The 20,321-nt window shown below is 64.9% G+C and carries 17 protein-coding genes; 15 read left to right on the top strand and 2 right to left on the bottom strand.

Annotation, left to right across the window (positions count from 1 at the left end; all coding sequences use genetic code 11):
* The first annotated feature begins 290 nt into the window (after window positions 1-290).
* On the top strand, window positions 291-6,221 hold the full coding sequence (locus AADX97_RS07010; RefSeq protein ID WP_374233193.1) for a DUF3320 domain-containing protein: 5,931 nt from the start codon (window positions 291-293) through the stop codon (window positions 6,219-6,221).
* A 69-nt stretch (window positions 6,222-6,290) separates the two neighbouring features.
* Here the strand turns inward: AADX97_RS07010 and AADX97_RS07005 are convergent, their stop codons facing one another.
* Window positions 6,291-7,769, bottom strand: coding sequence for an LTA synthase family protein (locus AADX97_RS07005; protein ID WP_374233195.1), 1,479 nt, complete (start codon window positions 7,767-7,769; stop codon window positions 6,291-6,293).
* Between the two features lie 3 nt (window positions 7,770-7,772).
* The gene (locus tag AADX97_RS07000; RefSeq protein ID WP_374233197.1) at window positions 7,773-7,943 is read right to left on the bottom strand and encodes a hypothetical protein; all 171 of its coding nucleotides are present in this window, start codon (window positions 7,941-7,943) and stop codon (window positions 7,773-7,775) included.
* Window positions 7,944-8,276: 333 nt separating this feature from the next.
* On the opposite strand from AADX97_RS07000, the gene AADX97_RS06995 reads away from it, so the two are divergent.
* The 14 genes from AADX97_RS06995 to AADX97_RS06930 all read left to right on the top strand — a co-directional run bounded on the left by AADX97_RS06995 (window position 8,277) and on the right by AADX97_RS06930 (window position 20,241).
* The gene (locus AADX97_RS06995; RefSeq protein WP_374233198.1) at window positions 8,277-8,801 is read left to right on the top strand and encodes a Na+/H+ antiporter subunit E; all 525 of its coding nucleotides are present in this window, start codon (window positions 8,277-8,279) and stop codon (window positions 8,799-8,801) included.
* Window positions 8,798-9,064, top strand: coding sequence for a monovalent cation/H+ antiporter complex subunit F (locus AADX97_RS06990; protein WP_374233201.1), 267 nt, complete (start codon window positions 8,798-8,800; stop codon window positions 9,062-9,064). Before AADX97_RS06995 ends, AADX97_RS06990 begins: the two co-directional genes overlap by 4 nt.
* Window positions 9,061-9,396, top strand: coding sequence for a monovalent cation/H(+) antiporter subunit G (gene mnhG / locus AADX97_RS06985; RefSeq protein WP_374233203.1), 336 nt, complete (start codon window positions 9,061-9,063; stop codon window positions 9,394-9,396). Before AADX97_RS06990 ends, mnhG begins: the two co-directional genes overlap by 4 nt.
* The gene (locus tag AADX97_RS06980) at window positions 9,393-9,665 is read left to right on the top strand and encodes a hydrogenase subunit MbhD domain-containing protein (protein ID WP_374233204.1); all 273 of its coding nucleotides are present in this window, start codon (window positions 9,393-9,395) and stop codon (window positions 9,663-9,665) included. Before mnhG ends, AADX97_RS06980 begins: the two co-directional genes overlap by 4 nt.
* Complete coding sequence (mbhE, locus tag AADX97_RS06975) at window positions 9,658-10,347, top strand: hydrogen gas-evolving membrane-bound hydrogenase subunit E (protein ID WP_374233205.1); 690 nt, start codon at window positions 9,658-9,660, stop codon at window positions 10,345-10,347. The genes AADX97_RS06980 and mbhE overlap by 8 nt, the downstream gene beginning before the upstream one ends.
* Window positions 10,344-10,871, top strand: coding sequence for a sodium:proton antiporter (locus AADX97_RS06970; RefSeq protein ID WP_374233207.1), 528 nt, complete (start codon window positions 10,344-10,346; stop codon window positions 10,869-10,871). Before mbhE ends, AADX97_RS06970 begins: the two co-directional genes overlap by 4 nt.
* An 8-nt stretch (window positions 10,872-10,879) precedes the next feature.
* Complete coding sequence (locus AADX97_RS06965; protein WP_374239281.1) at window positions 10,880-12,400, top strand: complex I subunit 5 family protein; 1,521 nt, start codon at window positions 10,880-10,882, stop codon at window positions 12,398-12,400.
* Between the two features lie 2 nt (window positions 12,401-12,402).
* On the top strand, window positions 12,403-14,283 hold the full coding sequence (locus AADX97_RS06960) for a proton-conducting transporter membrane subunit (RefSeq protein WP_374233210.1): 1,881 nt from the start codon (window positions 12,403-12,405) through the stop codon (window positions 14,281-14,283).
* Window positions 14,283-15,182 carry a respiratory chain complex I subunit 1 family protein gene (locus AADX97_RS06955; protein WP_374233212.1) on the top strand — a complete coding sequence of 300 codons (900 nt, stop codon included), beginning with the start codon at window positions 14,283-14,285 and terminating at the stop codon, window positions 15,180-15,182. Before AADX97_RS06960 ends, AADX97_RS06955 begins: the two co-directional genes overlap by 1 nt.
* A gap of 169 nt (window positions 15,183-15,351) precedes the next feature.
* The gene (locus AADX97_RS06950) at window positions 15,352-16,086 is read left to right on the top strand and encodes an NADH-quinone oxidoreductase subunit B (protein WP_374233214.1); all 735 of its coding nucleotides are present in this window, start codon (window positions 15,352-15,354) and stop codon (window positions 16,084-16,086) included.
* 100 nt (window positions 16,087-16,186) lie between these two features.
* Window positions 16,187-16,765 (top strand): NADH-quinone oxidoreductase subunit C, encoded by a 579-nt coding sequence (locus tag AADX97_RS06945; RefSeq protein ID WP_374233216.1) that lies wholly within the window; start codon window positions 16,187-16,189, stop codon window positions 16,763-16,765.
* Complete coding sequence (locus AADX97_RS06940; RefSeq protein ID WP_374233218.1) at window positions 16,755-17,897, top strand: NADH-quinone oxidoreductase subunit D; 1,143 nt, start codon at window positions 16,755-16,757, stop codon at window positions 17,895-17,897. Before AADX97_RS06945 ends, AADX97_RS06940 begins: the two co-directional genes overlap by 11 nt.
* A complete protein-coding gene (locus AADX97_RS06935; protein ID WP_374233220.1) occupies window positions 17,897-19,741 on the top strand; it encodes an FAD-dependent oxidoreductase in 1,845 nt (614 codons plus the stop codon). Before AADX97_RS06940 ends, AADX97_RS06935 begins: the two co-directional genes overlap by 1 nt.
* The gene (locus AADX97_RS06930) at window positions 19,738-20,241 is read left to right on the top strand and encodes a ferritin family protein (protein ID WP_374233223.1); all 504 of its coding nucleotides are present in this window, start codon (window positions 19,738-19,740) and stop codon (window positions 20,239-20,241) included. The genes AADX97_RS06935 and AADX97_RS06930 overlap by 4 nt, the downstream gene beginning before the upstream one ends.
* Window positions 20,242-20,321 lie beyond the last annotated feature (80 nt).

Genomic DNA, 20,321 nt, shown 5'->3' with positions numbered 1-20,321 from the left:
GACATCTCCGGTATTGCCAAAGGATGCCCACCTGCCTGCGGCGGCAGGATGAGATGTGGGATCGGCGAGGGTCATTCTAACGAGGATCACACGCCCCAGGGTGCAGGGATTTCCGAGTCATCGGTTAGACTTAGGACATAATGGCGCAACGACGTGTGGCAAGGCTTGCCGGCAATCGGTCGATCCAGGCCTCACGGATCGAGCGCATTGCCACCAATCAATCGCCTGTCCGAGCGCATTGCTCCGCGCGAAGGATCGGCAGCATAGGCCAAGGTGCGATGGAGATGGTGATGATGGACCAAACGAATGTCGATGTTGAGCTCACCGTGGTAGACGGCGATGTCCCGGCAGTGGAGTTGGTTCTCGAGGTTGCGTCCAAGATCTCGTTTGCGACCCATCAATGCGACGCACCGGTCGTGGTCGCGCTCTGCGTGCGTAGCGCCTGCGACCGAGATCTCGACGCGCTGCGGCTCCGACTCGTCGCGGAGCCGCCCGTTCTCGCCCCCCGCACCTGGAGTCTCGACCGGCTTGGCGCGAGACAAGAGATCCGTGTGCGCGACCGCCGCGTCCAGCTGGCGGGCGGTCTGCTCGATGGCCTCACGGAACGGATGCGCCTGGATCTGAGGCTTGAGCTGCTTCAGGGCGAGGCGATACTCGCGAGCTTGGATCGTCCGATCATCGCCTTGGCGCGCAATGAATGGGGCGGTGCCGCAACCATGCCCGAGCTGCTCGGCGCCTTTGTGATGCCGAACGATCCTGCCGTCGCGCGCCTGCTCAAGGATGCGGCACGGGCGCTCGAGGCGTCCGGGCGCAAGGCGACGCTGGAGGGCTATCAGGAGAAGTCGCGAAAGCGTGTCTGGGAGCTGCTCGCGGGCCTCTGGTCCGCGGTCGGCGCACGTCGGCTGACCTATGCGGAGCCTCCCGCGAGCTTCGAGACCGCGGGTCAGAAGGTGCGAACCCCGTCGGACATCGAGGTCCAGGGCCTTGCAACCTGTCTTGATCTCGCGCTCTTGTTCGCCGCCGCGATCGAGCAGATTGGACTCAATCCACTCATCGTCTTCACCAAAGGCCATGCCTTTTGCGGTGCCTGGCTCCAGCCGCAGACACTGCCGACCCTAACGGTGGACGACCCCGCCGAGCTTCGCAAGGCGATCGATCAGCAGGAGCTGGTGCTCTTCGAGACGACCCTCGCCGCGGTCGGCCATGCGCCGCCCTTCGCCAAGGCGGTGGCTCAGGGGCGGCGCCGGATCGACGAGGAGCATGACAACGACTTTGTCTATGCGCTCGACATCAAGCAGGCGCGGGGACGCCAGATTCAGCCCTTGACGTCGATCGTGAGCCGCGCCGAATCGAGTGATCCGGTATTGGGTGCCGAGATGACGCCCCCTGTCGATATCCCGCCCGACCTGCCCGGCTTCGATCTGGGTATCGGCGCAGACCCGATCCCGGAGACACCCGCCGAGCGGATCGATCTATGGAAACGCAAACTGCTTGATCTCACCAAGCGCAACCGCTTGCTGAACCTGCGCCCGTCCACTACGGCGATCCCGATCTTCTGTCCCGATCCGGCTGCACTCGAGGATCGGATCGCACGGGGACAACGCATCGGCATCGTTCCCCCGCCGCCGCGGCAGGCTGCGGACGGTGCGCCGGACGCGGAGCTGCATCTGCTGAAGACGGGCGACGATCTGTCCGAGACGATCGCGCGGGATGCCTTGGAGCGCAATCAGATCATTGCCAATACGGACTCGCGAGTTCTGGAAAAGGGCGTGCTGGAGCTCTTCCGCAAGGCGCGATCCGACCTCGAGGAGGGCGGTTCCAATACGCTGTTTCTTGCACTCGGCGCCTTGCGTTGGCGTCCGCCGGGCGAGACCGCGCGGCATTACCGTGCACCTTTGATCCTGCTGCCGGTGCGATTGGTGCGCAAGAGCGCCGCGTCCAAGCCTTTTTTGTTGGGGCATGACGACGAGACCGTCTTCAATCTCACGCTGATCGAGATGCTGCGTCAGGAGTTCGACGTGAACCTCTCGGATCTCGCCGGCGCGCTTCCGAGCGACGAGCATGGCGTGGATGTCAGACAGGTCTGGAACCTCGTGCGTGCACGCGTGCGCGAGGTGCCGGGCTTCGAGGTGGTGGAGGAGGTCACGCTCAGCACCTTCTCCTTCGCCAAATACCTCATGTGGAAAGACCTGGCGGATCGCACCGACGCGCTCAAGGGAAACGCCTTCGTGCGCCACCTCATCGAGACGCCGCGTGAAGCCTATCAGGGCGGTGCGCGCTTTATTGCACCGCGCGAGATCGACGAGCGGATCGATCCCGCCGCGCTCTTTGCGCCGCTCAATGCCGACAGCGTGCAGATCGTGGCGATCCATGCCTCGTCCGAGAACGGCGATTTTGTCCTCGAAGGCCCTCCGGGTACGGGTAAATCGGAGACGATCGGCAACATCATCGCCCATAACCTCGCCTGCGGGCGCCGCGTACTCTTCGTGTCCGAAAAAATGGCCGCGTTGGACGTGGTCTATCGGCGACTCAAAGGCCGCGGGCTCGGCGCCTTTTGTCTCGAGCTGCATTCCAACAAGGCCAACAAGCGCGAGGTGCTCCAGCAGCTCGGCAACGCCTGGGATAGTGCCGGCGAGAAGACCGCCGAGACCTGGCATCGCAAGGCCGAGACCCTGCGGCAGACGCGTGATCGCCTCAACGGGCTGGTCCATGCGTTGCATGAGCCCGGCCCGGCAGGGATCAGCCCGCGCGATGCGATCGGCCGGACTCTACGCTGGCGGGATCTACACCCGGTCGCGCTCGACTGGGGCACGGATCTGCGCCGGCCCGATCGGGCGCCGACGCCCGAGGCGCTGGCGGCGCAGATCGAGCGGGCACGGCGACTCGGGCAGGCGTTCAGTCGGATCACCCCCGCGGATCGCACGGCATTCTCGTGGATCGGCCGAGAGGACTGGTCGTTCGCTTGGCAGGAGGGTGCGATCGAGCGCGCACGCGCGACGCTCCGGGCACTGAACAGACTGCGCGAAGCACGTGGGCTTTTTGCCGCCCGCACCGGCCTGGCTGCGGGCGACACGCTGGCGGAGTGCGCTGCGCTTGTCGAGCTCGCCGCTCTTCTGCCGCGCTGTGTTCAGGTCGATGTCGGGTACGCGTTGGCGCCCGACGGCAAGGCGACGCTCGAGGCGCTGGACGAGGCACTGCGCTCCCTTGCCGACCATCGCGAGGAGATGGCGGGCCTGCCCGCCCCGACGCGAGACACGGCGATCGAGACGGCCCCGGCCGAGGAGTGGCGGATCGCCCGGGAGGCCGCGGCGCAGCGGTTCTGGCCGATGCGTGTCCTCGCGCGGCGCAGACTCCGCGGGGAGATCCGGGCCCATCTGGCATGGCCGAACAAGCTCCCCGCTCCGGAGAACGCGATCGAGACGATCCTGGGGCTGCAGGAGCGAATGACACGCATCGCCCGAGTGACGGCGGATCTTCCGGCGCGGACACCTTGGCGCGGTCTCGATACGGATCTCGCGCGCGCCTCGGCAGAGCGCGAAACCGGAGTTGCGGCACGCGCCGGTTTGTTGGGTCTCGCCGGCCACGGGGGAGACCTCGTCGCACTGCGGGGGCAGCTCCGGCGCCTGCTTGTCGAGGGGCGCGACCTGCTCGAGTCCGGTCTGGCGATTCCGGCGGCAGCGAGCGATCTGATCGCCGCGTTCAAGACCTTCACGAGGGTATTCGAGTCCTTCCGCGCCGAGGCGGTCGTCGCCGATGAGGTGGGTCGGATCGAGGAGATCGCCGCTGCAGCCGAGGCAGTCACGACACGGGCTGCGCGCCTGAATTACTGGTGCGGATGGATCGCGGCCCGGCGCGACGGCGAGGCATACGGACTCGGCCCTCTGATCGGCGCGCTCGAAGACGGATTGATAGCACACGAAATGACGACGGAGATCATCAAGACCGCTTACTGTCGCTGGGCGGCGCCCCTGATGATCGACGAGCGGCCCGAGCTACGCACCTTCTCGGCCGTGCAGCACGAGGGCCTCATTGCGACCTTCCGCGCGCTCGACCGTGAGCTGGCCGACATCACCGCCGACTACATCCGTGCATCGCTCTCGGAGGCGATCCCGCGCAAGGACGCGCCGCAGACACCGAAGGGCCTCGGTGTGCTGGCGCGGGAGCTGCAGAAGAAGACCCGGCACAAGCCGATTCGTCAACTCATCGGCGAGATGGGCGATGGCCTGTTGACACTCACACCCTGTTTGATGATGAGTCCGCTGTCGGTGGCGCAGTTCCTTCCGGCGGATCAAGCGTTGTTCGATCTGGTCGTGTTCGACGAGGCATCGCAGATCACGGTACCGGATGCCATCGGTGCGATCGCGCGCGGACGTCGTGTCATCGTCGTCGGTGATCCCAAACAGATGCCGCCGACCAGCTTTTTCGACAAAGCCGCCGACGACGACGATCAGGACGCCGGTGACCTCGAAAGCATCCTCGACGAGGCGCTCGCCGCCCGCGCACCTCATCACCGTCTGACCGGGCATTATCGCAGTCGTCACGAGAGCCTGATCGCATTCTCGAACCATGCCTATTACGACGCCTCGTTGGTCACCTATCCCGCGGCGGACACGCGCGACAGCGCGATCTCTCTGCGCCGTGTGAATGGCATCTATGCCAAGGGCAAGTCGCGCACCAACCCGATCGAGGCCCAAGAGCTGGTCGCCGAGATCCTGCGTCGACTTCGGGATCCGCGCCTGTCGCACCTGTCGATCGGGGTGGTGACCCTCAACAGCGAGCAACAGCGCCTCGTCGAGGATCTGCTCGACCAGGCACGTCGGGCCGATCCGGATCTGGAGCGCTTTTTCGGCGACGAGCTCCAAGCCCCGGTGTTCGTTAAGAATCTCGAAACCGTCCAGGGTGATCAGCGCGATGTGATCATGCTCAGCATCGCCTATGGCCCGACCGAGCCGGGTGCCCGGACCCTGTCCATGAACTTCGGACCGCTCAACCGACAGGGCGGCGAGCGACGGCTCAATGTCGCCATTACGCGCGCCACCACGGAGGTGATGGTTTTTGCCAGCTTCGGGCCGGAAATGATCGACCTGACCCGCACCAGCGCGCGTGCCGTTCAGGATTTGAAGCACTACCTCGAATTCGCCGAGCGCGGCCCGGCCGCCTTGGGTGCAGCGATCTCGCTCGTCGGGCGTCGCGAGTACGACAGTGATTTCGAGATGGCGGTCGCCGAAGGACTGCGGCGGTACGGTTGGGATATCCGCACCCAGATCGGCGTGTCGAAGTTTCGTGTCGATCTCGGCGTCGTCCATCCCGATGCACCGGGTCGGTTTCTCGCCGGGATCGAGTCCGACGGCGCGACCTATCACAGCTCTCCCTCGGCGCGCGACCGCGACCGGGTCCGTCACATTATCCTGGAGCAGCTCGGGTGGCGATTGCTGCGGCTGTGGTCGACCGATGTCTTTTTGGATCCGGCGGCCAGTCTGGAGGGTCTCGACACCAATCTCCGCGGGTTGCTCGAAGCGGATCGGGCCGTGCCGGAAACGGCCGAGGCCGAGTCGTCAACCGCTGCGCCCGTGCCGCCTGCGGCCCCGATGGCGCCGCCGAGCGAGGAGTTGGGCGGCGCACCTGCCGAGCAGGCGCTTGATGGGTTGCCGGCGTCGAGCGACGATCTCGCTTCCCCGTTCGAGGTTCAGCGCTTTGCTCGGGGGCTTGTCGGAGCGGGCGATACGGAACCCCGGTCGGTGCAGTCGGAGCTGCTCCTCGATGCTGCAGGATTCTATGATCCCGACTACGCGCCGACCTTGCGCGCGTTGGTGACGCAGATCATCGAGCGGGAGGCGCCCGTGACCCTGCGGCGCATCACGACGCTCGTCGCACGCGCGCATGGCTTCCAACGGACCGGTTCGGAGATTGTTCGGGTCTGTCGCGAGGCGGTGCTCGGGGTCGGCTCCTTGGCAACCGCGGCCGACGGACAGGAGGTCGTCTGGTCGCGGGAAGATGACGGCGTGGCGATCATGCCGTTCCGGGGTCTTTCGGTCGACGGCGTCGAACGCGATTGGTCGGATGTGCCCTATCCGGAAAAGCTCGGGCTCGCGCAGATGACGCTCGGGCAAGACGCCGAGGATCCTGTGCGTGCGATGGCGCACACCTTGGGCATCGGGCGCCTGGGCGCGGGGCTGCGAGCTGAGCTCCAAACGCTGCTCAGTGCTGCGGGATCGGATTGAGTCTCGCGCCGCCGCCTTTGTATTGGGCGGTGGGTGACGGATCGGATCGGTCACCGGGTGTGGGAGCCCTTAGAGCATGGGCGTTGGCTCGTCGAGCGGCGCAGCAGAGGCGGCTGCCCTGAATCCGGGCGCGGGCTCGAGGCGGCGCAGTGTGTGCTGGGCGCCGCCGAAGATGTCGCGGGCGATGATGCGGAGCCACGCGAGCCGGGCGGTGGATGCTTCGCAGGTGGCGGCTTGATCCGCGGGATCGCGGCATGTGGTCACCGTTCCGCCGTCGCCGACGAAGTGCATGCCGGGGAGCGGGCGGATCACCGGTGACCCGGACTCGGGTGCGGTAAGAGCCATCATCGACGGGCGCTGGTCGCCCAAGAGTCGGAGCAGCAGTCCGGGGAGTTGGTACAAGGGCAGATCGCCGGTCTGGATGACGCCGCGTCGGCCGTCGATCAGGATCAAGGGGGTTGCGACCAGGGTGCGGAACATGGCGTCGGTGAGCTCGGCGCGGCTCGATGCCAGGAGGCCGGATTCTCGGAAGCCCCCGAACTGGTTGCCGAGCGCGGGCAGATGGTCGCCGAAGAGGACGATCAGCCCGTCCGGATCGCGCTTGCGCAGCTCGCGCAGGAAATCCATCAGCTCGCGCGACTTGTAGTACAGGGTATTGGCGTACGCCTCTACTGTCTCGTGCCCCTCGGCGGCGCTGATGAGGTTCTGGCGCTGCGCGTTGAGCGGGTAGGGAAGATGTCCGAAATAGGTGAGGACATAGTTGAAGGCGGGTGTGGGTCCTTGCAGCTGGGGTCCGAGCCGTTCGAGCACCTGGCGATAGAGCGAGGCGTCGCTCAGGAAGACGTGATTCATGTCGTCGGGCGCGAAGTCGCCGTCGGACCAATAGGTCTCGAATGCGATGCGACGATAGGCGTTGATCCGATTCCAGAAGGACGCCGCGTTGGGGTGCGATGCGAACGACCGGTAGCCGGCACTCGCCAAATGGCTCGGCAGACAGGGTACGTCATTGCGCAGTCCGCCTTCGAAAAAGACGTTGTCGCGCTCGACCGGGAAGCCGCAGAGGATCTCGAGCTCGGTGTTGGCGGTGTAGCCGCCGAAGACGGGCGCGAGGGCATGCGCCTGGCCCGAGGCTGCCCAAAGCGCGCGGAAGGCCGGATCGAGCGGATCCGCCGAGAGCTCCGCTGCGCCGAGCAGCAGCGGATCCCAGAAGGACTCCAGCACGATCATATGGAGATTGCGGCTCGGGCCCGCCGGGCTTGCGACCCTCATCAGGTCGCTCGGGGCCGGGGCGCCGAGTCGTGCCAGGGCTGTTTCGACCTCGCCGGCCGTCGGGGCGGGCTCGCGCCGGGCGCGGCTGCGCACGCCTTCCTGCAGGAGCTGCAGCGGGAGCCCTCTAGACTCGAAATTGCCGCGCTGGTTCCAGACCGAGTTTCCGAACTGCTTATCCAAGGCCAAACTCGCCGGCTCCGGGAAGGCGACGAGCAGACCGACCGCGAGCCCGACGACGCCGACGTTGACCCATGACCACGCCCGACGCCAGTCGATCATCCACTAGAGCAGGATCGCCGGAACGGCGACCATGAGCGCGGCACCTGCGAGCTGCCATCCGTCGAGCAGCAAAAACATGTTCTTGGCGGCGACGAAGAGCATGGCGGCGAGCCAGAACAGCGCTCGGCGCAGCAGGGCGGGAGTCGGGATCGGATTCATCGGGATTCGAGGCATGGCTTGGGGCAGGATCCTCGCGCTGCGTGGTCGACGAAGTCCGAAAGCGGCAACGTTAACGTCATGAAAAGGACCTTAAAGTTTAATCTTTACCCTTGCTTTTGACCAGGTCAAGGGGTTGGCGGCTCCCGTAACGGGCGACGCCGACACGCTGTTCCCGGCTCGACATGTCTCTCGGAGGGGGTGTCCGGACGCGGTTTAGGGGTAGGCGCCGATCGACCATTCGGCGTAGACTAGGTATCGCACGCGTTTGCGGTTCGTCGGCACTGGGCCGACGCCAATCCCCGGCGGCGTGTTTCCACACCATCAGCCCCGTCGTCTTGAGGCATGCGAATGGATGACACCTCCGCCGATGCTCGGCCTTCGGCCGGTCATTACCTCTTCTCCGTCGTGGTCCTGACCACCCTGTGGCTGCTCTTGGCCGGCAGCCTGGAGACGTCCGAGCTGATCGCCGCCGGTGCGGTCGCGATCCTGGTCACCGCCATCGCCGGACCGCGCCTCGCTGTCCTGAGCGGCGTGCGGCTCTCGCACTCGGCCCCTTGGCATCTGCTGCGCTATCTGGTCGTCTTCTTCATCGCCCTGGTGCGGTCCAACCTGGACATGGCCCGACGCGTACTGTCGCCGTCCTTGCCCTTGCGACCGGCCTTGGTCGAGGTGCAGACCGGGTTGCGCTCTTCGCTCGGGCGGATGCTGTTGGCCAACAGCATCACGCTTACCCCAGGTACGCTCACGGTTGATCTGCGCGGGAACCGGCTCTTGGTGCACTGGGTCGATTGCCCGCCCGGCACCGATCTCGACCGCGCCACGGCGGCCGTTTCCGATGCATTCGAGCGCCATATCCGAGGGTTCCTGAAATGACGCCGAACGCCCTGGAAATCCTTGCCGGCGTGCTGCTCGGAGCGGCATTGCTGATCACCTTGCTGCGTCTGGTGCTGGGACCGACCGCGCCTGATCGCGTAGTCGCCGCGGATACCTTGACGGTGATCACGAGCATCGCGATCGTGGGTCTGGCCCTGCTGTTCGCCAATCCGCTGTATCTGGACGTCGCACTTGTCTTCGGGGTGCTGGCCTTCGTCGGCGTCGTCGCGATCGCGCGGGCCATCGAAGGAGGACGCTCATGAGGCTGCTTGCCGACATCTTTTTGCTGATCGGGGCCGCTTTTGCCTTTCTTGGAGCACTGGGGCTCGTGCGGATGCCGGATGTCTACACGCGCATCCAGGCGGGTACCAAGGCGGTGACCCTGGGGGCCTTGGCCTTTCTGATCGGTGCCGCTCTGCTCTTTCCGCAGTGGTGGGCCAAGCTGCTCTGCATCCTCGGATTCATTCTCTTCACGAGCCCGGTGTCGTCCTCGACGATCGCGCGGGCCATCCATGTCTCCGGCATCAAGCCCTGGCGGCCGGGGTCCGGCGGAGTGGGTACGCCGGCGTCCGGTTCCGCGGAGGTCCGCTCATGACGGCCTGGATCGCTCTGATCGTGGTGACCGTGATGCTGGTTTCGGCGGTCGCCGTGCTGCTGTTGCGCAACTTCGTGGCTGCCGTGGCCGCGACGTCGGTCGTCGGGCTCGGGCTGACCCTGCTGTTCGTGCTGCTGCGTGCGCCGGATGTCGCCATGACCGAGGCGGCGGTCGGGGCCGGTCTGAGCGGGGTCATCCTGGCACTTGCGCTGCGCCGTCTCGGGCTTTGGCACGTCGAGGGCGACGGCACGGGGCGCGGCGATGCGTAATGCGGCCTCGCTGGTGTTCGCGGGCGGCTTGGCCTTTTTGCTCTCGGTCCTGTTGTCTCAGCTCGCCTTCGGGACGCCGCCGATGCCGGTCGGGGCCGAGATCCTGGCGGTCGCGCCGCACGAGGTCGGTGCGGCAAACCTGGTGACGGCGGTGCTCCTGGGCTATCGCGGGTTCGACACGCTCGGCGAGCTGGCCGTCCTCTTCGCCGCCGCGACGGCGGCCGGGGTGGTGATGGGACGACGTCGGCCCGATGCCCGTCGCGATCCGCCGGGCGGCGAGGTGCTGCGCACCGGGGCGGATTTGCTCTTTCCCTTGCTGCTGGTCGTCGGACTCTACGTGGTGGTCCACGGTCACTTGACGCCCGGCGGCGGTTTTCAGGGCGGCGTCATCCTGGCTGCGGCCTTCTTCGTCGCCATCCTGGCGCAACCCTCGCGCGGTCTGCGTCATGGCGTGATCCTCTGGATCGAGGGGTTGGCGGGCGCCGTCTTCATCCTGATCGGGATCTGGGGCCTGGTCGCGAACGGCGACTTTCTCGCGCCGCTGTTGGGGCCGGGCGTGATGGGCGAGCTGGTCTCGGCCGGAACCTTGCCGCTACTGTCGATGGCGATCGGCCTCAAGGTCGGGGCCGAGCTGGCCGGGATCATGGCCCATATCGCCGACGCGGAGGCGCCCGACGCATGATGTCCTTCTCCTTGGAGACCGTCGTCTTGATCGGCGCGCTCGGTCTGGTCGTGATCGGCGCGCTCGGCATGGTGATCTCGAATCATCTGTTTCGGATGCTGTTGGCCTTGGTGATCGCCGAATCCGGTGCGAACCTGCTGATCGTGCTCTCGGGTTATCGGGTCGGCGCGGTTGCACCGATCCTGGGCATCGGCGATCCGGCAGCCCCGATGGTCGATCCGATCCCGCAGGTCTTGGTGCTGACCGCGATCGTCATCGGCGTGGGTGTGCAGGCGCTGGCGGTCGCACTGCTCCTGAGGATCCATCGTGCCTACGGCACGCTGGACGTGCGCGAGCTGCGCGACCGCATGGACGCGGATATCGCGCGGGCAGCCGACGTCGAGGCCGATGCGAGCCAAGAAGCTCCGGCCGGCGAACGTTCGCTGCAGCCCGCCGCGGCGACGGCTTCGGCCGGGCCGGGCGGGTTTGCAGGCCGTCGTCCCGTGCCGGCCGGCGCGCTCGGACAGGGTGAGCTGAACCCATGATGACGGAGATGAGCCTGTCGACCTGGTTTGCCGCGTCCCCCGGTCAGTTGATCCTGCCGGTGGTCTTACCGCTCTTGGCCGCCTTCCTGATGCAGCCGCTGGCGCGGGTGTCCGCTGCCTTGGCGCACGGACTTGGCCCCTTGGTTTTGATCCTGTCCGCGTGGATCATCGCGCAGCTCTGGATCCAGCTCGGGGATGCACCCTTCACGCTGGCGATCGGCGGCTTCGCCCCGCCGCTCGGGATTCTCTTCTATGCCGACGGCGTTGCGCTGCTCTTCGCGCTCGCCGTGCCCGTCTTCGCGCTCCTCTTTTGGCCGGGATTCGGATCGGCGACGGATCCCGGCTCAAGCGAGACCGACCGCGAGCAGGCGGCACGTCGCGATGCACTGGCGCTACTGCTGGTGGCGGCGACGACCGGGCTCGCCCTGTCCGGCGATCTCTTCAACATCTATGTGTTCTACGAGCTGGCGGCCGTGGCTTCATTCGGTCTGGTGGCATTGTCCGGCACCGGGCGTGCGCAGGTCGCGACCTTCCGCTATTTGATGATCAGTGCGTTCGGGTCGGTGCTCGCACTGGTGGGGATCGCGATCCTCTACATGCAGACGGGCACTCTGAACCTCGCCCAGATCGCACAGCTTGCGCCCGAGACATTGAACAACCCCATCGGATTGGCGTCGTTCGCACTCATGCTGATCGGTTTCGGCGTCAAGGCGGAGCTCTTCCCGGTCAACACCTGGGTGCCGGAGGTCTACGCGGGCGCACCCGCGCGGGTGTCGGCCTTGCTGGCCGGTCTGGTGTCGAAACTCGCGGTGCTGGTGATCATCCGTCTACTGGTGTTGATCTTCCCCCAGCCCGAGGCGGCTCAGATGCTGCTCGTGCTGGGTGTGCTGGGTGTGCTGACCGGCGAGTTTGCCGCCTGGCGCGCCAAGGACTTCCCGCGGATGCTCGCTTTCTCGTCGATCGGTCAGCTCGGGCTGGTCTTTATCGCCTTCTCGATCGGCGGGGAGATCGGACTCTTGGCCGGCCTCGCCGTCGCGCTGCATCATCTGATCGTCAAATCGGCCCTGTTCGGGCTGGCGGTGCGTTGGAACGGATCCCTGGAGGCGCTGGCCGGTGCCGCGCGCAGCTCGCCGCTGGCGGCCGGACTCTTCGTCTTGTTTGCCCTATCGCTGATCGGTGTCCCGCCGCTCCCGGGGTTCTGGGCCAAGCTGACGGTTTTGCTCGGTCTGGCCGAGGGAGGGACTCTGCTCGATCTGACGGCCCTGATGGCGATCCTTCTCGCCACGGCGGTCGAGGCGAGCTATCTCTTCCGGGTCGCGATCCGGCTCTACGGGGACAACCCGGATCCGGTCGCCCCGCCGGCACGGCGGGATCTCGGCGTGGCCGCTCTGCTCGGCGCCGTCCTGGTGGCCGCGACGCTGGGTCTGCAGCCGGTCGCGGATCGCCTGAGTGCAGGCGCCGCCCAACTCGGCGACCGCGCGACCTATATCGAGACCGTCTTCCCGTCGCACGTCGCCCGTAAGGATTGACCATGACGTCACTCGACCACCTCTTGCTGGTCTCGGCGCTGACACTGACCCTGATGCTGCTGTTCGGGCGCATGCGGATGGCCGGTCGGCTCGCGGTCGTCCTCTACGGTGTTCAGTTTCTGCTGCTCATGCAGACGGGTGCACTCGGTGGGGAGCCGGTCGTCTCCTCGCTGACGTTCTCGGTGCTCGATCTGCGGATGCAGTGGTGCTACGACGCGCTCTCCGGGTACTTCGCCATGATGACCATCGGGGCCGGATTCGTCTGTGCCTGGTATGCCGCCGGGGTCTGGCAGGAGCGCTATCGCGAGGACGGGCACAGTCCGCGACTCTTCCATGTCGCGCTCGCGGCGAACGTCTTCGGCATGCTGGTCTTTCTGGGCAGCGGGGATTTTCTGTCGCTCTTCATCGGCTGGGAGCTGGTGAGCTGGGCGAGCTTCCTGCTGATGGCGATCGGCGGCGGCGCGGCCGGGCGTGCCGCCCTGCGTTACCTGGTCTACGCCTTCTCCGGAGCGATGGCGATCCTGGCCGGTCTGATGCTGATCTATACCCAGACCGGCTCGTTGGATTACGCGCGCGTGCTGACCCTGTTCGGCGAGTTGTCCGACGGCCAGGTCTGGCTCCTGCTGTTGCTGATCGGCGGCGGCTTCGCGGTCAAGATGGGGCTCTTGCCGTTCCATCTGTGGCAGGCCGCGGCCTATGCAGAGACGCCCGGGCCTGGGTCGAGTTTTCTCGGGGCCATCTCGGCGCGGATGGGCCTCTATGCCATCATCCTGGTGTTCGTTGCCATGCTGGGCATCGGGCGACTCACGGCGATGGAGGTGCCTTTCACCTTCCTCAGCGCCCGTGACCTGATCGCCTGGATTGCCGCGCTGACGGTGATCATCCCGACCTATATCGCGCTGCAACAGCACGATGCACGCTATCTGCTGGCCTGGCACGGGATCGGTCAGGGCGGCTATATGCTGCTGGGTCTGATGGTCGGCAATGCCGTCGGGTCCGCGGGTGGCCTGCTGCACGTCTTCACCTACGGCATTACGCAGGCGGCCTTGCTGATGGCGGTGTTCGCCGTGGTCTATCGCACTGGTACGGCGGATCTGAATAAGCTCGGCGGGCTGGTCGTGCGCATGCCGCTGACCTTTCTGGTCCTGTTGTTCGGCATCATCAGTCTGGCCGGGTTGCCGCCGATGGCCGGCTTTGTCTCCAAGTGGATGGTCTACCGCTCGCTCATCACGGAGGGCATGCCGCTGCTCTTTGTCGCCGCGGTGGTCGGGACGCTCGGCACCATCCTCTCGGTTTACAAACTGATCCACAACATCTTCCTCGGCCAACTGCGCATCGAGCACGAGCAGATTCGCGAGGCGCCGCTCAGTATGCTGCTGCCGATGCTGGGTCTGTCGACCCTGATCTTTCTGGTCGGGCTTATGCCCGGCCCCGCGCTGAGCTGGGTCGCGGCCGTTCAGACCTCGCTCGGTCTTCCGCCGGTCCCCTACACCTTGGGCGGCATTGAAGACCCGCGCGGTGGTTTGGACATGCTCTGGCTGGTCGGCATTTTGATGGCGGGCTTTGCGGTCGGTGCGCTGATCTTTTTCGGACTCGGCGGCAAGTCCAGACGGATCCATCAGCTCGACAATTATGCGGGCGGCCATTTTCTGACCGCAGAGGTGCGCTATCAGTACAGCGACAACTTCTACGCCGGTCTCATGCATCTGATCGGCCCCTGGTATCGCGGCGCCTTCCTCTGGCTGGAGAAGGCCCTGACTGCGACGGTGGCCTTCATCTCGGCGGTCATGAACGGGTTTTATCGCTATGCACAACCGACGCTTTTCGTGCTGGCAACCGCAGTGACGCTGCTGGCGTTGGTCCTTAGCGAGGGTGCGACCTGATGAACCTGATCGGACTCATGCTCGAGCTGGCCCTAATGCCGCTGGCGGCCTTCGTCATCGGGCTCGCCATGGTGCTCATGATGCGCCGGATCGGTGCGCGCCTGCAGCGGCGTGTCGGACCGCCGTTGCTCCAGCCTCTGTGGGACATTATCAAGCTGCATGGCAAAGAGACCCAGACCTCGCACGGTCTGATCCACGAGATCGGGATCGTGATGGCCATCGGTGGCTTCGTCGCCGCGGTGACGCTCATGCCCTTGCCGGGGATGAACGGCTTGGCGGAGCAGGGCGGTCTGATCGCGCTACTCTACATGATGATGATCCCGTCGCTCGGGCTCGCACTCGGGGTCGGACAATGTGCCAATCCCAACGGCTCCATCGGGATCTCGCGCGCGCTGACCGCCATGCTGGCCTACGACATCCCGATGGTGATCGTCATCTTCGGGGTCGCCTTTTTCTACGGCTCCACCAACCTGGTGCAGATCATCGATGCGCAGCAGGCCGGTGGCTTCGCGACCTGGGGTATCGCCGAGATGCCGCTCCTGGCCATCGCCGGGCTCTTCGCGATGCAGGCGATGCTGGGCAAGCAGCCGTTCGAGATCTATATCGCCCCGGCCGAGATCGCCACCGGGCCGATGGTCGAGATGGGCGGGAAGTTTCTCGGCGGTCTCTTCATCATGCAGTGCTTCCAGCTCTACACGGCGGGCGCACTCTATACCCTTCTGTTTCTTGGGGGAGGGGAGAATTGGCTGACCTTCCTGATCAAAGTCTTCGCTGTGGTCGCCATCCCGATGAGTCTCGCCTTTCTCTTTCCGCGCTATCGGACCGAGGATGTCGTCAGGCTGGTTTGGAAGTGGCCGGCGATGATTGGACTGCTCGGTATTGCCTTCTTGATGTATTAAACCGCGTTCTATGCGATATGCACTGTTCTTTAGTGGATTGATTGTTGAGTGCATTTGTGCGCGTTGGAGCGGACGCGGTTTAAGATTTTGAGTAGAGGTGAGATAGGCTCGGCGTGTCGTTGCGCGACACGATTTCCAACAAGGCTCGACTGCCGATGGGGTATCCGACATGACTGAGCTGATCAAGACACCGCGGGCGGGCGAGACGCTGCCGGTCATGGCCGGGAAGCGGACCAATCCGCTTGCGAACGTCTTTGATGAGTTGGTGCGCTTTGCCCAATCGCGCTCGCTCTTCATGCTGCACTATTGTACCGGCTGCGGTGCGATCGAGCTGCCGCCAGCCATGACTTCGCGGTTCGACATGGAGCGGCTCGGGATTCAGCCGATGGTGTCGCCGCGCCAGGCCGATATCCTGTTGGTCACCGGCTATGTTTCGGTTAAGACGCTCAAGCGTGTCATCCTGACCTATGAGCAGATGAACTCGCCGAAGTACGTCATCGGGATCTGCTCCTGCACGGTCAATGGCGGCATGTATTGGCAGAGTTATGCGACCGCCAAGAAGCTCAACGACTACATGCCGGTGGATATCTATATCGCGGGCTGCATGCCGCGTCCCGAGGCGGTGATTGCGGGGCTCCGTGAGCTGATGGAGAACATCCGGCAGGGCAAGGCCGATTCCTGGAAGGACTACTACAAGCGGTACGACCATTACCTTGGCAACCAGCAGCGGTTGTTTGGCGAGACCTGGCAGACGCCGACCGACGTGATCGGCGAGGCCAGACATTACGGTCTTTTCGGTCCCGACACCCTCGGTGAACATACGGCACTGCTGGAGCAACACCAGAAGCCGCTTGAGGCGTTGGAGATGAAGCTGGATATTCCGGAGTTGATGGTGCGGCGGTAATTGGGCTCGCTTTGCTCTACCGGGTCATGGCTGCGACGTTTCAGTGAGAGGACGGGTTTCGCTTCGCTCTACCCATCTTACGATTTGATTGGGATTCCGAATGACTAAAGACCTCTCGACCTGGCTGGATACGCTGCTCAACGAGCTGCAGGGCATCGAGGTGCGGCGCAAGAGCAGTCGGCGTATTCGTGTCGATGTGCAGCCGGACGCCCTGCCGGCCTTGCTTGAGTTGCTGCGCGGTCGTGCCTCCTATGTTCATCTTTCCGCCATCAGCTGTGTGGACTGGATCGAGGAGAATGAATTCGAGCTGGTCTATCACGTCTGGTCCTACGAGATCGGATCCCTGGTCTCGGCACATACCCGGATTGCGCGGGATCCAGGCGTCTACATCTCGGTCTACGATATCTTCACCCCGGCGGCCTTCTTCGAGCGCGATATCCATGAGATGTTCGGTGTCTTTTTCGAAGGTAGCCCGGACATGAGTAAGTTCATTCTGACCGAATGGGATGGGCCGCCGCCGATGCGCAAGGACTTCGACTCGGAGGCATGGGTGAACGCCCACTTCGATTTTCAGGACTACCACCCGGATTGGCTCAAGGACATCGAGGCGAAGGGCGGCGGCGTGGCCGTGCGTCCGGAGGAGCAGCGGTTCAGTCGGAGAGACGTCGATGCGTCCTGAGAACTACGAGGCGCAGCGCCAGCCGCCAAGCCACGAATACGAGCTCAACATCGGTCCGAACCATCCGGGCATCGAGGGGAACTACGCGATCAAGCTGCGTCTGCACGGCGATACGGTGCTGGAGGGCAAAGCTGACGCTGGTTATCTGCATCGCGGATTCGAGAAGTTGATGGAAGGGCGCCTCTGGATCCAGAACCTGGCGATTACACCGCGCATCTGCGTCCCGGACCCGGTCCCCATGGAGGTCAGCTATTGCCTGGCGGTCGAGGAGCTGTGCGGGCTGGAGGTGCCGGAGCGCGCCCAGTGGCTGCGGGTGCTGCAGCTTGAGCTCTCACGGGTCGCCGCGCATCTCTTCACCTTTGGCGGACACGCGGCGACCACCGGCATGTATAGCCCCATGTTCTGGGGCATGGCCGATCGGGATCTGGTCCTGGATCTGTTCGAAGAGCTGACCGGTGGACGGGTCTACCACATCTACAACATCCCTGGCGGGGTGCGTCGGGACATCCCGGACGGTTTTCTGGATCGCGTCAGAAGCACGCTGGATTATCTGGATTCGCGTCTGCCGGATTACGACAACCTGCTCTTCACCAACCAGGTCTTCGTTCACCGGGCCAAAGGTGTCGGCTCCATGAGCCGCGAGCAGGCGCTCGAATGGGGCGTGACCGGCCCGAACCTGCGCGCGACCGGGCTTGCGTTCGACGTGCGTCGCGACGATCCCTATCTCGTCTATGACGACCTGGATTTCGATATTCCCACCGAGGAGGCCGGCGATGCCTGGGCGCGCACCCTGGTGCGACGCAAGGAACTGGTGCAGAGCATCCGAATCGCGCGTCAGGTCATCGCCGCATTGCCCTCGATCGCTGGTCCGATCCGTTGTCCGATCCCCAACCCGCTGGCCTGGAATGTCCCGGCCGGTTCGGTTTACACGCGTGTGGAGTCATCCAAGGGCGAGCTGGGCTGGTATGTGGTGTCGAACGGTGGCGAGCGGCCCTATCGCACCCATGTGCGCGGCCCTTCGCAGATGCACGCCGTTCAGGTCCTCGAAAAGCTCTCGGTCGGCTGCCGACTCGAAGACGTCGCCCAGACCATGTTCTCGCTCGACGCCTGTCCCCCGGAGGTGGATCGCTGATGCGCGACATCGACTACAAGGACAAGGGCGGGATCCTGAACCCGCTGAAGAGTCTTTCCTTCTTCGGTCGCAAGTCCGTGACCGTGCCGCTGGACCCGCGTACGGCGTCGGCCAACTACCGCGGCTTCCATCTCAACGACTGGGAGACCTGCATCGGCTGCAGCACCTGCCAGAAGGTCTGCGACAACGCCGCCATCACCATGGTGAGTATCCCGGATCTGCCGGAAGATCCGGTGAGAGGCATCCGCAATCTCCGCCCGGCCATCGACTATGGACGCTGCTGCTGGTGTGCGCTCTGTGTGGATCTCTGCCCGACCGGCTCGATTTCGCTGTCGCGGGAATATGTCCACACCTGTCTGGACAGTGAGCTGGACAGCTACTTCGTGCTGCCCGATTCCAAGGGCATTCACGGCACGCCCTATCCGAAAGGCTGGGCCAAGTCGGACGACGCCGACCTGGTGGCGCTTGAGCGCGAGCGAATGGAGGAGCTTCCGCCCAGCGAGCGGATCGGCAACTTCAAGGAGATCGTCGCCGGTTACGAGGCCAATCAGGCGATCATCGAGGCCTCGCGCTGCGTGCAGTGCGGCATGTGTTTCGATGCCTGTCCGACCCACATGAACGCGCCCGAGTACATCCGCGCCATCTGGATGGGTGACCCCGAGCAGGCGGTGCGCGAGATCTATCGGACCAATCCGTTCGCGCACACCTGCGGTCGGGTCTGCACCCATCGCTGCGAGGACGCCTGCTCGGTCGGACACCGCGGGACGCCGATCGCCATTCGCTGGCTCAAGCGCTACGCGATGGACGCCGTGGATCATGAGCGCGTCAAGGCGATCGCCGCAGAGGGCAAGGCGCGGTTCCTGTCCGGTAAGCGCATCGCCGTCGTGGGCGCCGGTCCGGCCGGTCTGACGGCTGCCTTTGACCTGATCAAGGAGGGTCACGGGGTGACCGTCTTCGAGGCCCAACCCAAGGCCGGCGGCATGGTGCGTTACGGCATCCCGGACTACCGCCTGCCGCAGGATCGCATCGACCGCGATGTCGACGTCATCGCCTCGCTGGGTGTGAAGATTCAGTACAACACCCGGGTCGGGACAGACATCTCGATGGCCGATCTGGAGCGGGATTATGACGCCGTCATCCTGACCATCGGTCTATGGATGGGCCGCTCGACCCGCATCCCGGGCGCGGATCGCCCGCGAGTCAAGCGGGCGGTCACCCTGCTGCGTGATGTCGCCGACAAGGTCAAGGTCTTGGTGCCGACCTCGGCGATCGTGATCGGCGGCGGGAACGTCGCGATGGACGTCGCCCGAACCATCGCACGGCTCCAGAAGCAGACCTACGGCGAGGTGAAGGTCACGGTCACCGCTTTGGAGGATCTGGAAAACTTGCTTGCCGACCCCGACGAGATCAAAGAGGCCAGAGAGGAAGGCGTCCAGATTCTGCCCTCTCGTGGTCCGCAGGAGATCCTCTTCAAGCCGCGTAAATACGAGGTGGACAAGATCCATGGCTTGCGGACCTGGCGCGTGCTCTCCATCTTCGACGCGCAGGGCCGGTTTGCGCCTCGGCACGATGAAGCCGACGAGCAGATCCACGAAGGCGAGATGGTGATCGAGGCCATCGGTCAAGCCGCCGAGGTCGAGTTCCTCGGCGAGGAGCTGACCGAGCGACTCGACTGGAACCGCGGTCGACTCGAGATCGACGATCGGGGCCGGACCAATCTGCCCTGGCTCTGGGCCGCCGGAGACATGGTGCGCGGTCCGGATGTGGTCTCCGCGGTCGCGGACGGACACCGGGTCGCCGCAAGTATCCACGGCTATTTGACGATTCGGGAGGACGCGGCATGATCGAAGGGGCAGAAAGTAGTTACGAGAAGATCAAATCCAAGACCTCGCTGCGCGAGATCCTGGAGGTCGCCTGCAGCTTCGAGGCGAGTGCGCGCGACTTCTACACCGCCCTGATTCCGAAGGTCGGCAAGAACGTGCGTTGGGTCGTCGAGGAATTGGCCGTCGAGGAGCAACAGCATCTCGATCTCTTGAGCGGCTTGGCGAGTCGCGAAGACATCGCCGATCAGATCAAGGCCGAGGTTCGAACGCCGGCGACCGATACCCGCTTCTCCGATGCAGTCCATCTCCCCGATCTGGGTGCCAAGCCGGACGATCAGGCGGTGTTGCAGTATGCAATGGGGCGCGAGCAGATCGCCATGGAGCACTATCGCGCGCTGGCCGAGGGCACCGATCCCGGCCCGATCCATGATCTCTTCGGCTATCTGGCCGACGAGGAGACCAAGCACAAGACCGAGCTTGAGAAGGTCTACTACGAGATCGTCCACTCGGGCGGGGTCTGACGCGACGCCGGAACGATTCAACCGGGGTTCGCACGCTCGCCCCGGCCGGCCGTTTCAGGTGGGTCTTTGACCCGTTTGCA

The organism is Thiocapsa sp. C2-2m, from assembly GCF_041903745.1.
Lineage (GTDB): Bacteria > Pseudomonadota > Gammaproteobacteria > Chromatiales > Chromatiaceae > Thiocapsa > Thiocapsa roseilacustris.
Note: the sequence above shows the minus strand (reverse complement) of the source record. Positions and strands in the feature narration are given on the sequence as shown.

What these genes read in the sequence shown, in the direction of transcription:
- AADX97_RS07010 (WP_374233193.1), top strand. Translation starts at nt 291, where the DNA reads ATGATGGACCAAACGAATGTCGATGTTGAGCTCACCGTGGTAGACGGC.
- AADX97_RS07005 (WP_374233195.1), bottom strand. Translation starts at nt 7,769, where the DNA reads ATGATCGACTGGCGTCGGGCGTGGTCATGGGTCAACGTCGGCGTCGTC.
- AADX97_RS07000 (WP_374233197.1), bottom strand. Translation starts at nt 7,943, where the DNA reads ATGCCTCGAATCCCGATGAATCCGATCCCGACTCCCGCCCTGCTGCGC.
- AADX97_RS06995 (WP_374233198.1), top strand. Translation starts at nt 8,277, where the DNA reads ATGGATGACACCTCCGCCGATGCTCGGCCTTCGGCCGGTCATTACCTC.
- AADX97_RS06990 (WP_374233201.1), top strand. Translation starts at nt 8,798, where the DNA reads ATGACGCCGAACGCCCTGGAAATCCTTGCCGGCGTGCTGCTCGGAGCG.
- mnhG (WP_374233203.1), top strand. Translation starts at nt 9,061, where the DNA reads ATGAGGCTGCTTGCCGACATCTTTTTGCTGATCGGGGCCGCTTTTGCC.
- AADX97_RS06980 (WP_374233204.1), top strand. Translation starts at nt 9,393, where the DNA reads ATGACGGCCTGGATCGCTCTGATCGTGGTGACCGTGATGCTGGTTTCG.
- mbhE (WP_374233205.1), top strand. Translation starts at nt 9,658, where the DNA reads ATGCGTAATGCGGCCTCGCTGGTGTTCGCGGGCGGCTTGGCCTTTTTG.
- AADX97_RS06970 (WP_374233207.1), top strand. Translation starts at nt 10,344, where the DNA reads ATGATGTCCTTCTCCTTGGAGACCGTCGTCTTGATCGGCGCGCTCGGT.
- AADX97_RS06965 (WP_374239281.1), top strand. Translation starts at nt 10,880, where the DNA reads ATGAGCCTGTCGACCTGGTTTGCCGCGTCCCCCGGTCAGTTGATCCTG.
- AADX97_RS06960 (WP_374233210.1), top strand. Translation starts at nt 12,403, where the DNA reads ATGACGTCACTCGACCACCTCTTGCTGGTCTCGGCGCTGACACTGACC.
- AADX97_RS06955 (WP_374233212.1), top strand. Translation starts at nt 14,283, where the DNA reads ATGAACCTGATCGGACTCATGCTCGAGCTGGCCCTAATGCCGCTGGCG.
- AADX97_RS06950 (WP_374233214.1), top strand. Translation starts at nt 15,352, where the DNA reads ATGACTGAGCTGATCAAGACACCGCGGGCGGGCGAGACGCTGCCGGTC.
- AADX97_RS06945 (WP_374233216.1), top strand. Translation starts at nt 16,187, where the DNA reads ATGACTAAAGACCTCTCGACCTGGCTGGATACGCTGCTCAACGAGCTG.
- AADX97_RS06940 (WP_374233218.1), top strand. Translation starts at nt 16,755, where the DNA reads ATGCGTCCTGAGAACTACGAGGCGCAGCGCCAGCCGCCAAGCCACGAA.
- AADX97_RS06935 (WP_374233220.1), top strand. Translation starts at nt 17,897, where the DNA reads ATGCGCGACATCGACTACAAGGACAAGGGCGGGATCCTGAACCCGCTG.
- AADX97_RS06930 (WP_374233223.1), top strand. Translation starts at nt 19,738, where the DNA reads ATGATCGAAGGGGCAGAAAGTAGTTACGAGAAGATCAAATCCAAGACC.